Annotated in this window: 9 protein-coding genes; 4 read left to right on the top strand and 5 right to left on the bottom strand. The window is 38.3% G+C overall.

What is annotated here, in order from left to right; translation table 11 throughout:
* The first annotated feature begins 371 nt into the window (after positions 1 to 371).
* Positions 372 to 995, top strand: a complete 624-nt coding sequence (locus GF867_RS01660) for a PepSY domain-containing protein (protein ID WP_153831376.1) — start codon at positions 372 to 374, stop codon at positions 993 to 995.
* Between the two features lie 818 nt (positions 996 to 1813).
* On the opposite strand, the gene GF867_RS01655 is transcribed toward GF867_RS01660, so the two are convergent.
* From GF867_RS01655 to GF867_RS01640, 4 genes are read right to left on the bottom strand one after another with little or no spacing between them, the layout of a single operon-like run.
* Positions 1814 to 3151 (bottom strand): TIGR02679 domain-containing protein, encoded by a 1338-nt coding sequence (locus tag GF867_RS01655; protein ID WP_153831375.1) that lies wholly within the window; start codon positions 3149 to 3151, stop codon positions 1814 to 1816.
* A gap of 1 nt (position 3152) precedes the next feature.
* On the bottom strand, positions 3153 to 7364 hold the full coding sequence (locus GF867_RS01650; protein ID WP_172973924.1) for a TIGR02680 family protein: 4212 nt from the start codon (positions 7362 to 7364) through the stop codon (positions 3153 to 3155).
* Positions 7339 to 8499 carry a TIGR02678 family protein gene (locus tag GF867_RS01645; protein ID WP_153831373.1) on the bottom strand — a complete coding sequence of 387 codons (1161 nt, stop codon included), beginning with the start codon at positions 8497 to 8499 and terminating at the stop codon, positions 7339 to 7341. Before GF867_RS01645 ends, GF867_RS01650 begins: the two co-directional genes overlap by 26 nt.
* Positions 8496 to 10013, bottom strand: a complete 1518-nt coding sequence (locus tag GF867_RS01640) for a TIGR02677 family protein (RefSeq protein WP_153831372.1) — start codon at positions 10011 to 10013, stop codon at positions 8496 to 8498. The genes GF867_RS01645 and GF867_RS01640 overlap by 4 nt, the downstream gene beginning before the upstream one ends.
* 185 nt (positions 10014 to 10198) lie before the next feature.
* Here GF867_RS01640 and GF867_RS01635 point away from each other — a divergent pair, with 185 nt between their 5' ends.
* The 3 genes from GF867_RS01635 to GF867_RS14290 all read left to right on the top strand — a co-directional run bounded on the left by GF867_RS01635 (position 10199) and on the right by GF867_RS14290 (position 13165).
* Positions 10199 to 11062 carry a DegV family protein gene (locus GF867_RS01635; protein WP_153831371.1) on the top strand — a complete coding sequence of 288 codons (864 nt, stop codon included), beginning with the start codon at positions 10199 to 10201 and terminating at the stop codon, positions 11060 to 11062.
* A gap of 552 nt (positions 11063 to 11614) precedes the next feature.
* Complete coding sequence (locus tag GF867_RS01630) at positions 11615 to 12871, top strand: dicarboxylate/amino acid:cation symporter (protein ID WP_253940689.1); 1257 nt, start codon at positions 11615 to 11617, stop codon at positions 12869 to 12871.
* Between the two features lie 171 nt (positions 12872 to 13042).
* Positions 13043 to 13165 (top strand): hypothetical protein, encoded by a 123-nt coding sequence (locus GF867_RS14290; protein ID WP_366927717.1) that lies wholly within the window; start codon positions 13043 to 13045, stop codon positions 13163 to 13165.
* A gap of 91 nt (positions 13166 to 13256) precedes the next feature.
* On the opposite strand, the gene GF867_RS01625 is transcribed toward GF867_RS14290, so the two are convergent.
* Positions 13257 to 14207, bottom strand: a complete 951-nt coding sequence (locus GF867_RS01625; protein ID WP_153831370.1) for an ROK family protein — start codon at positions 14205 to 14207, stop codon at positions 13257 to 13259.
* Between the last annotated feature and the right edge of the window lie 15 nt (positions 14208 to 14222).

Raw genomic sequence — 14222 nt, 5'->3', positions numbered from 1 at the left:
TTTTGGTATAATTCGTAGCCTAACGCTTCTAATAGAAAACTGTAAAACTTTCGACTAGTTTTTTTAGTTACTGACATACATTTCGATAGGATGAATCATTATTGGCACTATTAAAATAATAACACCCATGGGACCCATGAGGTTGATTCATGATCGAATAAGTTGAATTAGTTGAAAATGATGTTGGTTATTTGTATCGTTAAAGTAAGGAGATAAGTAAGTCTTGCTTCGGATGGTTCGCATTCTTAGTTAAAGTCTCGCCTGTTTGTCCTGGGAGTTTTTAGAGGGACATGAGTGCATGCGAGTGGCTTGGGGACTTATTTAGTCTTAAGCGTGATGTTGAGTGTTTAATAGAAATGGAGAGGTGTTCGATGAAAAAATCTTTGGCGTTTAAGCGTTTGGTGTTGTTTGGGGCGAGCGTGGTTGGCTTGGGTGCGGTGAATTTGTTATCGGTAGCTGCTCAGGATGATTCTTCTGAGTCTTCGAGTGAGGTGGTGAGTTCTGAGTCGAGTGATGAGGAGGTTGCGGCTTTCTTGGCGGCTGAGGGTAGTGATTTGCAGTTGGCTGTGGTGGCAGCAATTGAGGCTTTTCAGGCTGAGTTACCAGATGTAGAGATTGTAGAATTGGATATTGAGTTGCAGAAGGATGGTTCTTTTGAGATTCAGTTGGATGGTCAGGATGCGGACTCTGAGCATGAGCTTAAGTTTGATAGTGAGAAGAATGAAGTTGTCAGTCGTGAGGAAGATCAGCTGGATGACGATGATGTGAAGACGCCTTTGGATTTCGAGCAGTTATTGTCGATTGATGAGATTACTGAGATTGCTTTAGCGGAGGCTGGTTTCGGTGAGGTCACGGATTGGAATTTAGAGTTTGACCGTCGTTATGAGCGTTTCGAGTGGGAATTAGAGATTTATGACTCTGAGAGTAAAGAAGAAGCTGAGGTGACAATTGAAGGTCTAACTGGAGAGGTATTAAAAACTGAGCTGGATGACTAATGATTGAACTTTTAATGGCTTAAGGTCGATTTATAGGTGGATATTAATCAACACGACTTGGTTCTCGGACTAGGTCGTGTTTTGTTTGTGGGCTTACGGAGAATTTGTTGAGCGGTATGATTGTTGGCTTTGAGAACGGCCTACATCTTTGAAAAACTACAAGCTTAGTGAAGCACAATGTTTGGTATAACAACATAAACCTTAAGTTCCCTTATATTAGAACTTAATATTAGAACTTAACTATCAATATATTTTAGTTTTCTATCACAATATTGATTAGATGGTAATCTATCGTGCTAACTCAAAAACTGAGTCGACACATTGAGTGGTCCAATGTGCTAACTCAAATCGCCAGTCGACACATTAGATTCAGAATGCCACTATTTGGGTATACTTTTCCCCTTAAATTCCAGCTTCTCTCGATTAAATCCTAAAATTCAAGTCAAAATCTACTAATATTTCTATATTTTTTTCTATCGTGCTAACTCAAAAATTGAGTCGACACATTGAGTAGTCCAATGTGCTAACTCAAATCGCCAGTCGACACATTGGATGAGACTACCTTGCAACAAGTGAGTGATCATGCTTCTGTTACTAGCTAGTCCATTAAATCCCTCATAAAATTAATCCTTTAAATTTCGTTTAGCAATTTTAACTTAATCTTATAGATTTACTTTTGTCGAAAAACTATGCGTAGCTCAGCGAAACACAAACCGCGCTAAATCAACATAAAACTTATAATCCCTTAGACCATAAATAAACCCATCACCTTGAGGTAACGGGCTAAAAGTATATAGATTTAATTAATAATCATTAGACTAGTCTGAGCGCTCTGATTGAAAAGCCCAAGTCTCAATATCATGTAAATAACGTGAATAGATAACTTCTTGGTAGCCAGCTCGCTCTTTTACCCGAATAAAATTCGCAAGTAACTCTAGATCAGAGTTTTTCAAACCATTCAAATTTTTCAGCCGATTAGCTGATAAAACTTCATGGGAAAGTGCAGCCTTATAGTCCTCAGGAGCATAGCGCCAGAATACTAATTGCTTGCCATAGCGTTTTTTTAATCGTTCAGCTATCCTTAATCCCTCAGGATCAAAATCTCCACCATAATAAATGGTCGCACCAGATTGAACAACTAAGTCTAACATCAACAAAGAAGCGATTGTCAGCTGCCCATTCGTACACATCAACGATATTTGCGATTGATTCGTAAGATCCTTGATTAGGTTATGAAAAATTGTCGGGTTTTCTGATACAAAGACACGACTTTGTTGGCAACTTACTTTTTCTAATTGACTGATACTTTCTAGTGTGACAATCTGAGGCTCTCCAATTGAATTATAGCCCGCAATGCCCGGATGACGTTGCCCTTCCTTGAGAAATGCATCCACCTGATAACAAAAGGTATAATTTGACAGGGTATCCCGCAGCAAGCCAAATTTGAAATATAGCTCATTGCGTCCTTCAGCATAATGAGTTTGAATCGGTGAATCAACCAAGCGATTCAAACTAATCGTTAATAACTTCTCACCTTCTGTCCCTACATCAAAATAATGAGGATTCCCCGTCATTTCAGCCGCGAACTGAGCAATTTTTTTTGGTTTAAAATGATTCTCCACCAAATGATTCAATGACTTTGCCAGAATTGTTAATTGATCGAAACACGCTTGTTGATTCTCACGATATTTCTGGAAAATCCAACGCCTCCAGGTTGAATCTACTTTAAATTGCTCGCTCAACCATTTTTTGATAGAGGTTTCTGGTTGAGCGAGCAGCCAGTTAGTAATATTGTGTTCTCGTTCTAAGTGATAACTTTGTTCAACGATTTTATTCCCTAGTAATTCCTCACCAAAATAAGCCTCTAAAATAGCCTTTAACTCAACTTCAGCAAAGCGCGTTTCCTGTAGTTGTTTTTCAATTTTAGATACGGCGATGGTTAGACTTTCTTGAGTTTTAAAACTACGATTGAGAAATAGTCCTAAATGTTCTTTTTCAAGTTCACTCAGTTTAACCAATTTAATCGTCCCGCCAAATGCATTTAGCGATTGATATTTCTTTTTTATTTGTAACAAAAGTCGGTGTAGGCCTTGGCGACTTTTAAAGTAACCGACTGCCTCTTGTAGAAGTAATTCGTGCTCAGGTCGTGACCTCATGTTAAGGCTCCTCTATTAAGTCCAAAGGATTAACTTCGGTGATTCTTTTACTACCGTCCCATATGTAAGGGATGACCGTTACAAACTTCGCATTCTGCGGTCTCAACAATTGATAAATCCTCATTCTCGGGACGGTGTCATAGTCTCCCCAAAGGATTTGTGAGTTAATAATGAAGTTAAAATTAAATTGGATCATATAGCGGAACATTTCACGAATATTCAATTCATCGATTCCAGCGAAAGCCTCATCTAAAGAAATAATACGCGGCGCATCTGGTCTAGCTCCTCGATATTTCGCTACTACAGCAGAGAACAGTGGCACATACATTGCCATGGCTTTCTCGCCACCACTTAAGGCGAAAAATTTATTGTTGGTTAATTCAACCATTTTTTCGCCAGCTTTTTTAAACAATAATTGGAACTCGAACCATTGACGATAATCCAATACTTCTCGCAACATTGTATGGAAAGTATACGTGTGATTAGACTCACTCAACAATTCGCGTGCTTGCTTAATTTTATTTCTAAAATGTAGGGTTAATTTATCGCGGTCAAAATCCGTCATCAGGGCCGAATCTTTCTTCAATAAATTGATCAATTCACGTGAGCTTAATTCACCTTCTTGTTGCGATTCTTTATATTTCCATTTTAAAGATAGCATAAAGCCATTGGATGTCTTTTGTTCAGCTTGGGACATCAAAGCGTTCATCTCTTTTACCCAATTTTCACTCAAGTAAATTCTCGCTCTGATTTTACGCCCAATTGTGTTCGTAATGATTTCTTCAAACAACTCACGGTCCTCTTTTTGTAAGAGATGTTGATTAACTTCTACTTGACTTTCAATCGAATCATTCAGTTCGAATAGCGAAACGTTTCTTCCTTGCAATTTCGCTTGAATGTCCATTCGTGAGTAATCTGGAGCCAATTTACCATAAAAGGCTTTCATTTGGGGGGCATAATGGCTTAATTGGTTCTGCTGTAAAATGAATTCCTGCTGCAAACTGTGTAGACTATCTTTCGCTGCTACCTCATGCATCTTATATCGGCGATTACGTTTCACGGTAGTCAATTCACTCTCTAAGCGTTTAATCAGTTGCTTCAAAGCCTCACAAACTTGTTCTGTTGCTTCAGCATAATCTGTCCCTAAGTAGCGTTGCCATAAATCATCGAGTTCCATTTGAAAACGCAAATTATCCTCATCGTAAACATACGCTAATTTCACTTCATCGATATAGCCATGATAAGTATCTTTAATAGTTTGTCTTGAAGATTGTACGTGTTGATGTAAGACATTTATTGCTTCTTGATAGGTGATTAATTGTTGATCTAAACGCACAGATTGCTCCCTGATAGTGTTAATTTCATGAGGTAAACTTTTACGTTTGCTTAACGCTTCGTCTAATAGTTGACGAATTTCATCATAGTCTGACGTTTTTAATTGTTCAATAACCGACTCCAAGTCTTGTTCTAAGACATTTATTTTATGCTCAAAGCGTGTCAGTTCACCGATAAAATCAGATAACTCTAGATCTGAGTGATCAATATTCTCCTCTAAGGTTTGAGTTTGTTCAATAATCGCCACATAGCGTTGGTGGTCTTGTTTTAAACTAGAAAATTGTTCTGTATACTCTTCACTCAGACTGATTAATTCGTGTGCTGCTTCAATCGATTCAGAAATGTTTAAGCGTCGGCATAACTGTTGCGATTCGCTTCTAAATTTCTCGAAGATTTGCTTAGCTGTTGCTAAAGAGGCTTCCAATTGTGTAAGTTTTCCTTGGTTTTGTTCCAGCTTTAATACTAGGCTATCATGCTCTCTAAAGGCTAGACGCAAATCTTCAAAATCTGGAAAGCGATTCGCTTCGTTTATTAGCTGTTGCAAATCATTTTTTAAGTGAGAAATTTGATGTTGAACGGCCAATTCTTTCGCTTCCAAACCATCAATTTCTTGTTGTATTTGACTCAACATGTTCTCACGGTAGCGTGCTCGTCTTGAAACACCAATAAATTTTGCTTCATACTCTCCACTAATGGTTCCATATAAAGGTCCTAATTTAAATTGACCTTTAACTGGTTCGATTGCAATAGCCTGCGAATTGTTGGTCTCACCGTGGAACATAGCCTCTAACTGCCCTTTAAGCTTTCCTTTATCCCAGCCAGATAAGTGGTCTTCACTAATTGCATCTACGAGATATAGGTTTAAAGTTTTTAATTGCCCCGGATAATCCACAAATAAATAAGTCTCTTGTTGTCCTAGTTGAAAAGTCAACACTTCTTCTTTATAAGACTTGGGTATAACGAGCGCATCCAGTAATTTAGTTTCAAGTAACAGTTCCTCTAAACGATTAATTAATTCTTCTGACAAGCCTTCCTGAAAATCTAAGGTTTGATAAAACGGAGCGAAAGGAATTTTCTGTGACTTTAAATACTGACGTGCTTTTTGGGACGCGATTGAGCGAACAGGTTCTGGATCTTGTCGATTAAACCATTCACTATAAAGCATTTGTTTCTCGTTTATCTGTTCAATAAGTTGAGATTGTTCATGTTCACTTTTGATCAGTTTGGCTGAGAGCGTTTGAGTAATATCTGTTTGTACCTGAGCAATTTTCGTTTGAACTGTCGGTAAATCTTCGTAAGTATTTTTTGAACGTTGAACCAGATGATATATTGCTTCTTGGCAATTGCCATCCAATTGAAACACTCGGTTATGTTGAATCCACTGCATAAACTGATTTTGCCATTCCGCTTTAATTTCAGTGACTTGATTCAAATAATCTCTTTCAGAACGTTCTAATTGATTGCGTTCTGCCATTAATTGATCCTGTTCTTGTAGTAATCGCTCATAATCACGTTGATGGATTTCAGTGGCATGTAAAGCGTCTTTTGTTTGATGCAACAATTGTTTAAATTTCTTCAATGCATCATTGGTTAACGCAAACTTAAAAGGTTTGTTAAACTGTTCCAGCAATTCCGTCTTAAAGAAATCATGTTCGTCAAAAGAAAAGTCGCTAGCCAATGCATCCATTTCTAGAAGCAATTGATTGATTTGTCGTTTTAACATCGCTTGTTCTTGCTGCTTGTCTCGCAAGCTTGTATTTAGGCGTAAAATATCTGCTTCTTTCTTTTCAATTTGCTCTTGTTTAAGTATGCGGTAATTTCTTTCAGCTCCAATTTCTTGAAGTAAACGTTCTTGGCGTTCTTTTAATGACACAACATCATGGTGCTGCAAGTCTTCAATTTTTTTCTCTACGACCTCTTGCTCTGCTTCCAACTCAGCCAATTCTTGTTGCAAATTGAGTAAGTCATGCTGCCCCGTAGTAATTCGTTCAGAACTCTGAATCAAAAGCGTTAATTGCTGATTCAAATCACCTATCTCTGCTTCCAATTTTTTGGTTTCTTCTCTAAAAACTGCACTATTATAATGAATAAAGGCTTGCGATAATCGGTTCAAAGAGGTTTGAACCATCCTTAGTGAAGCTAAATTGGTTTCGATACCATCCATATTCTCAATTGATTCAGACAATGGTCTCAAATCTTCATCAGTCAGAGGCTGTAATGACTGCGTTAGTATTTCACTAATAACTGTTGGTTTAAAATCTTTCGATAACTTAGGAGAACGTAATTGAATCAATAGATTGATTAGCTCTTTGTACTCATCAACTGATTCAAAACCAAATAAAACTTGATTGACAGCTTCCGTATACTCTCTTTGGGTGTCAAACAATTGACCGTCCTCACCAATTGCTTGTTTCAACTCGCTTTTAGTCAAGACGTTTGTCTGATTTTGGTTACGATAGAGAGAGAAGTTATCATTAATGCGTTTATTGTTGTTCAGCTGGAAATACCACGTCTCCAAAGGCATATGCTTGCGAGCACGAATCCCCATACCAATCGTTTGATATAAGTCGACATCGGTTTGTTTGAAAGATAAATATAAATAACCGACACGTTCATCTTGCGCGTCTTGATCATCCAGCATGTAATTATCAAGTTTTCTTGATTTAGAGCCAAAAGGATCTAAACGCTCGGGACTGCGATTTCCATCTAATAACAATGGTATAAACGATTGCATGGTTACTGATTTACCCGAACCGTTAGACCCTCTTAACAACATACGCCCTTCTGCAAACTCAAATTCTTGCTGATCATAATACCAAAAATTAATTAATCCGGCCCGGTTTAAACGCCAACTATTCGTCTTCATTTGTGTCGTCATCGCGTTCTCCTTCTTCATCTTCATCTTCATATAAGCCAATAATTTTCCCACAGATTGGATAAATGGTTACACTGCGGCTCACTTCGTCTAAGCGTATCATGTTAAATCGCTGCATTAAATCCGTCACACTTTGGAAGAAATCTTGGCTCGATAAATCTCTTAATTTTTTTGTGAAATTTGCTCGGTAACGTTGCTTACACTCTGTCACTAAGTTTAAAAACTCCAATTGGCTCACATTAATTTGATCATTATCATTCGCTTGCCATTGCCCATTTCTGACTTTATCACGGATGAAGCGATTAATGAGTAATATCACCTCGCTCAAATTACTACGGTCTGGGAACGTTGTGCCAAGCGAAGCTTCCTCATCGAGCACAATATAAGCACTGTTCTTATGGATGTGCAATTGCGCTTGAAACAATTCATTAAAATCATGTTCGAGTATGCGACGGTAATTCTTAATGTAGATAAAATCTTCATCCGTTTGATCGGTCTTATAAACAGCCATCTCCATCACTAATTTGCGATAAATTCTCTGTCTTCTCAAATAACCGCGCTCTTCATCCAGCTCAATATCCCCTATCGCCGAACGATCTTTTAAGGAATTCATATCTGTGATGGGTTGACTAAACCTTCTGACAAAATAGCGAGATAAACCCGTATTCTCGTATAAGACATCCTGCGTTTGATCACTTAAATAGTCCGATTCAGCGCCATCATGTCTAAGCATCAATTGTTCTTGAAAACAATATTTAATGGTGCGTATTAGTAGGCGACGGTTGGTATAGTTTTCCCACTTTAAACTTCCTTTCGGGAATTGAACTTGCAGATACTCCGTTAACTCTGATAACACAAATTGCTGGCCCGCATCTAAGTCTTCTAAAAACATCAGAATCAGACAGAAAAATTGATATTCCAATTTTGAAGAGAAATCTTGAATTCCCATCCAACTTTCTGCCTCTCCTGGAATTTTTTCTAATTTAATCAGTTGTGGTGTGATAATAACAGGATAATCTAATTTTTCCTGTAAAAACTTTTGATATTTCGGCAACTGATCGCGAACACGATAATATAACTCTTTATCATAGTCCCTAACAATCCAGCGACGATTAAATAGTTCTTCTAGAGTAGTCACTCGTTCTCCACCTCACTTTTTACGAAGTCATCATGAAAAATAAGTTGATACGCCGGCATTTCAAACCAACCGTCCTCGGCTTTCAAGATAATTCTGCGCTGCTTATCTTTTAAATGCACACTATATTTCCGTCCATCTTCAGTCTGAACTGTGCTCTTTTGATTCTCTAAACCTTTGGATAACCATCGCAATAGAATATTACGAACTTTCGTGTCAACGATTCCTAAGTTTTCGAAATCAATGGTTTGATGATGGATATACTGATCAATTAGCGCTTGATCCTCTGCTTGTTGTTGGAGACTTTCCCTCAGTACACGCTGTTTTTCTTCTTTAAATTGACGGATGCTATGAGTTTTGCTAGGTGCTGCCTTTTTACGGACACGTGATTTAAGCCTTAAATCAATTGGCGTTTCTTGATAGACACTTTGACTGACACTTTCAGTCGGTCTTTCGAAGTTACTTTTCAAATGAACCGGCTGTTTGATTCCGAATGCCAAAGCCGCTAACTTATGACACTCTTCTAGGGTTTCTGCTTCAGCAAATAACCGAAAGAGATTGCTATAGCTATCTTTGCGGTTATAACCGGACCCATAAATTTCACTAATTTGAGAAGCATAGCGCGTAATCTTACGAACTGTTTCATTCGTTATATCAAATATACGATAAGCTTCGCTCATTTGGCCAGGTCGTGAAACAAACCAATTTGACATACTTTTCCAACGCCCTATTGAGCGTTCCTTCAGTGCATCATAGGTCACTTCCTTATCTAAACGTGGAATTGATAATTCATAACGCACTACTCTTTCGAGTAATTCGTCTAACTGAATTTGAGTCATGCCTGTCATATGCTGTTCGATAATGGACGAATTAACTTGTAGGCTTCGGACAAATTTTCTTAAGTAACCAATAATCGCGTCTTTATACAATAAAAATTCAGTCGTCTTCATGAGTTCTTCAGACGAAGCAGAATTTAACGTGCGAATATAGTCTTGATAATTTTGATTCAAGCGGATAAATTGATCGTTCAGAGCATTCCACCAAGACGTTAATTGTTCATTATCTGTGTTCGGATTATTCAACAAAATAGGCAATTGCTCGAAATTTTCTTTAATTCTTTCTAATAAACTTGGCTCAAGCGATGCTCCTTCGAACGTAAGGTTTTCTAATCGTATCGTCATCCGTTCAATTTCAACTGTATATTCTGTCAGTTGATAACGAAAGTTACGATTTTTATATTCATCTAACGTCTTAACCTGGGAAGTATCTTGTAAAGCAATTAAATTGCCCCAACCTTCAAGAGCCTGTAAGTCACGTTTACACTCTTCTAATGTATAGTCTTTAAAACGGTCATCGGCTTGCATTTCTTTAATAATATCTTGGGCATATAGCCAATATTGAATTCTTTCATAATGATGAAACATAACACGAATAATCACACGATAGCGGTAAGTATTATCAGTCGTTAAGTAAGTTGTTTCAGGGATTTGCTTTAATAATTTATCTGGGAAGATCATTTTGAAACTCCTTCCAAAATCTTTGGTTATTTCTATTTTACTATACTAACTGAGGTGTCAACAGCTTTAATACTTTATTCCTCGCCTATTTTCTTTGATTGGAGCACTTCGTGTCATATTTTGCAATAGATGTTGGGGGGGTTATATGCTATGATGAAAACCAATTCATTTAACTTGGAGGATTTATGACTAAATACATCATTACAACTGAAAGTGGTTCAGATTTGAAGCAAGACGTGATTGACCGCTATGATGTGCGCATCGTGCCAATGCATGTGACGATGGGCGACAAAACTTATATTGACGGGAGTTTTCCTGTAACGAAGGCTTTTGATTATTATAATGAGTCGGGGCAATTGCCGAAGACTTCTGGTTCGACACCACAAGATAATACTGAGGTGTTTCAGCAGATTTTCGCGGATTATCCTGATGCTCAGATTATTCATATTGGTTATTCTGCTGTGACGACTGTTTCTTTCAACGCAGCACGCATTGCCTCTGAAGAGTTTGAGGCGGGTAAGATTCATTTAGTGGACAGCAAGAACGTGACCTTAGGTTTGGCGTCGATTGTGGAAGAAACGGCTAAATACATTGAGGCGAATCCGACCGTGACACCCGCTGAAATTATTACTTTTGTCGAAGATATTCGTGAGCGTGTGCGTTTTATCTTCTTGCCAAAGACATTGGTTTATTTACATGCAGGTGGACGTGTTTCGAACATGGCTTTTCATGGTGCAAATTTATTGAATCTTCACCCTACAATAAAAGTTGAAGACGGTTACTTGAAATCAGATAAGAAATATCGTGGTTCCTTTGAGCGCTGCTTGAAGAAGACCATCGATGATTTCTTTAAGCGTTACGATATTGATCCTGAAACGATTAAAGTTGGAGGGTCGCCTGGAGTAACTTCCGAATTGAAAGACTTAGCCTATTCATTGGTTGCGGAACATGGCGCAACTAATCCTGGCGCTTGGTTTGATACGGGAACTGTTATCTCAAGCCATGGCGGACCTGAAGCATTTGGTATGGTGGGGATTGAACGTCCATAATAGATTTGATAAGGTGTTACGAGCTTTGAGCTTGTGACGCCTTTTTGTATGTGAAAAGGCGATAATTTTAAGGATGGTCTAATCGATTTCGTGCTCTACTCGCCATCTTGAATTTATGAGAAAATCGCTGATGGCCCCTCACTATTGGAGCGACGGGCTAAAGCACCCATCAATGCCCCTCGCTCGAAAAATGAGGAGCTGTCGGTAAACTTTTGTTCTTTTTTTCGTATTCTGGACAGAAGTTAAACACCTTAATCAAATATAAGTGGCCGCGGACAAGATTTGATTAGTGACGTTTTCTTCATGTCAATGTCACTAATGACCAAAATATTTCCTAGCGAAACCCAATTTCACAAACTTTATTATTCTACCTTGTTTAAACAACATTCTCATTGACTATTCAGTTTAATTACTTTAATCTTTTATGTAATTAAAGCGCTTTCTTAAAAGTCTTTTCATTCGATTAATTGCAGTTAATTAAGTTATAATTGTAAAAATAAAAATCGGAGGCGACTGTTGTTCAATAGGTTCAATCCAAAGGAGATGAAAAAAATGAGCAAATTGAAGTTATCACTGACGACTCAAATTGTGATTGCGGTTGTATTAGGCATTATTTTTGGAACGGTTGTAGGGGACTGGGCCGGTAATCTAAAGTTTATTGGGGACATATTCATTCGCTTAATTCAAATGTCGGTGGTTCTATTAGTCATGACATCGGTGATTTCAGCAATTGGAGAAATGGCACGTGGGGATGAAGAAAATAAACTGGGGTTAAAAGTTGGACTCCATACTTTTTTCTGGATTATCTTTGCGACATTACTTGCAGCTGGACTTGGTTTTGTCTTAGCAAGCATCGTCCGTCCAGGTGACGGCATGCAAATCACTGAAGCATATGTTGCGAGTGATACGGCCACGCTAGGTTTCCAAGAAACCATTACCAATTTCGTTTCAACCAATATCTTTAGTGCAATGGCAACAGCTGATATGATTCCAATTATTGTTTTCTCGGTATTATTCGGTTTAGGTTTAAACCAATGGATTAAGAAATCAGGCGATACGTTAATTTTAGATGTTGTAAAGCAACTTAACAACATCACGCTAAATGTGATTCAAACGATCATGAAAATTGCTCCACTGGGTATCTTTGCCTTACTCGCTAATGTGGCTGGAACCATTGGACTAGCTGTAATTGGACCGATGATTAAGTATTTGGGCATTCTATTTGTAGGTGTCGCCATTGTGATGATTGTCATGGTATTGATTACGGCAGCGATTTGTAAAGTGAACCCTGCTTTAATGCCGAAGAAATTTCTCGATATGTCGATGATTGCCTTAACGACCACGAGTTCTGCGATTACCTTCCCTACTGCTCTAAAAGATACCATCGAAAAATTTGGTGTACGTCGTGATATTGCCAACTTTACTATGAGTGTTGGGATGACTATGGGTAGTGCTGGTGCTGCAATGTCTTACGTTATTATGATTCTCTTTATGCAACAAGCGTCTGGTGTTGAACTACCAGCGCTTAAGTTAGTGGTTGGTATTTTCTTAGCTGTCATGTTAACTCTGGGAACTATTACAGTGCCAGGTGGTTCAGCCGTTGTGGCGACTTTCTTGGCAACGTCGCTTGGTTTGCCGGTTGAGTCCATTGCCTTAATTATCGGGGTCGACTGGTTTGCTGGAATGTTTAGAACGTTCCTAAATGTGAACAATGATGTAATCGTGTCAATGTTAGTCGCTAATAGTGTGGATGCATTAGACCGTGATGTTTACAATGGTAAAAAGTCTGTTAACGCAGAAGTAGAATAAATAATCGACAATTAGTAAAACGCCTGGCTTTGATTGTTCATCAAGGTCAGGCGTTTTTCTACTTCCACTAAATTTGTTATAAAATTAATTTATATGTCTATGACTTTGGTAATACAGCCTAATAGACCTTAATTTTACTGTCTACTTAGTGTAGCCTATTTACTCTATCGTTTGGAAAAAATAGAGGCACTATTAGCTTGTCGATTAACGGACGCTAACACTGCGCTTGGTTTATCTCTAGCTTTGAAGTTTTTGCATGACGATCCGTCGCAATCAGCACCCTTATCTGTATAGGAGGTTGCTTGCTAGATAATTTTATGATGACTGACAAAATAACCCTACTTCCTTATGCTAACCATAAGAAAGTAGGGTTATTGAACACTCATTAGTTTACCAATCCTAAAACACTTTGTATTTGATATACGGCACCTAATAAACCAGCATCATTCGTAAGTTTTGCCGGTTTAATCTCCGCAATTGTTTTATCCATTAAAAACTCAACGCTGGCATGTCTTCTTTGAATAGCTTTGAAGCTTTCCCTCAGCGCCTTAATAAAATCCTCATTAGCGCTAATACCGCCGCCTATAATGACTATCTCCGGATCAAAGACACCCACTAAATTAAGGAGTCCTACTGATATTTTTTCGTAGAACGCTGACATCACACTAAGTGCGATTTCGTCCCCTTGTTTGGCTCTTGAAATGACCTCTCTTGCATCCATCGTCGCTTCATGTGATGAATCTTCCATTCCTTGTAGTGCATTATTATAAGCAACGCAAATTCCGTTAATAACAGACGCTGTAAAATTCAATGATTTAGGTTCAATATCTGCTAAAGGATCACCTGGTAAATCCTGAGTAACCATATAGCCAAACTCACCTGCCATACCATGAGCGCCACTGTACAGTTGATGGTTGATAACAATTCCACCACCCATTCCAGTACCTAAAACCACACATATGTAATTGGCAATCCCAATTGCATTCCCCAACCAATGTTCTGCAATCGCTACTGCGTTACCATCATTAATGACATTTACTGGCAAGTCGACTAGTGCTTCAAGTCGCTCTTTCAAATTGACGCCATACATTGGTTTTATTGCTCCAGCTGTTACCATATAACCGTTTGGTTTTATCGTACCTGGTGCACTAATGCCTACACCTATAATTTCTTGCTTTGAATCCGATTGATAAGCCTTGATTACTGTTTCTAAATCAGCTAATAATTCATCAGGCTCATAGCGTGTTGGCATGCTACCTTTCGATACAATTTGCCCCTCTAACGTCACTAAACCATACTTGATACTCGTTCCACCAATATCTATCCCAACAAACATTTGCCTTCCTACTTT

The organism is Fundicoccus ignavus, from assembly GCF_009659375.1.
GTDB classification, from domain to species: domain Bacteria; phylum Bacillota; class Bacilli; order Lactobacillales; family Aerococcaceae; genus Fundicoccus; species Fundicoccus ignavus.
The sequence above is the reverse complement of the archived record's forward strand: the minus strand, read 5'-3'. Positions and strand labels throughout refer to the sequence as shown.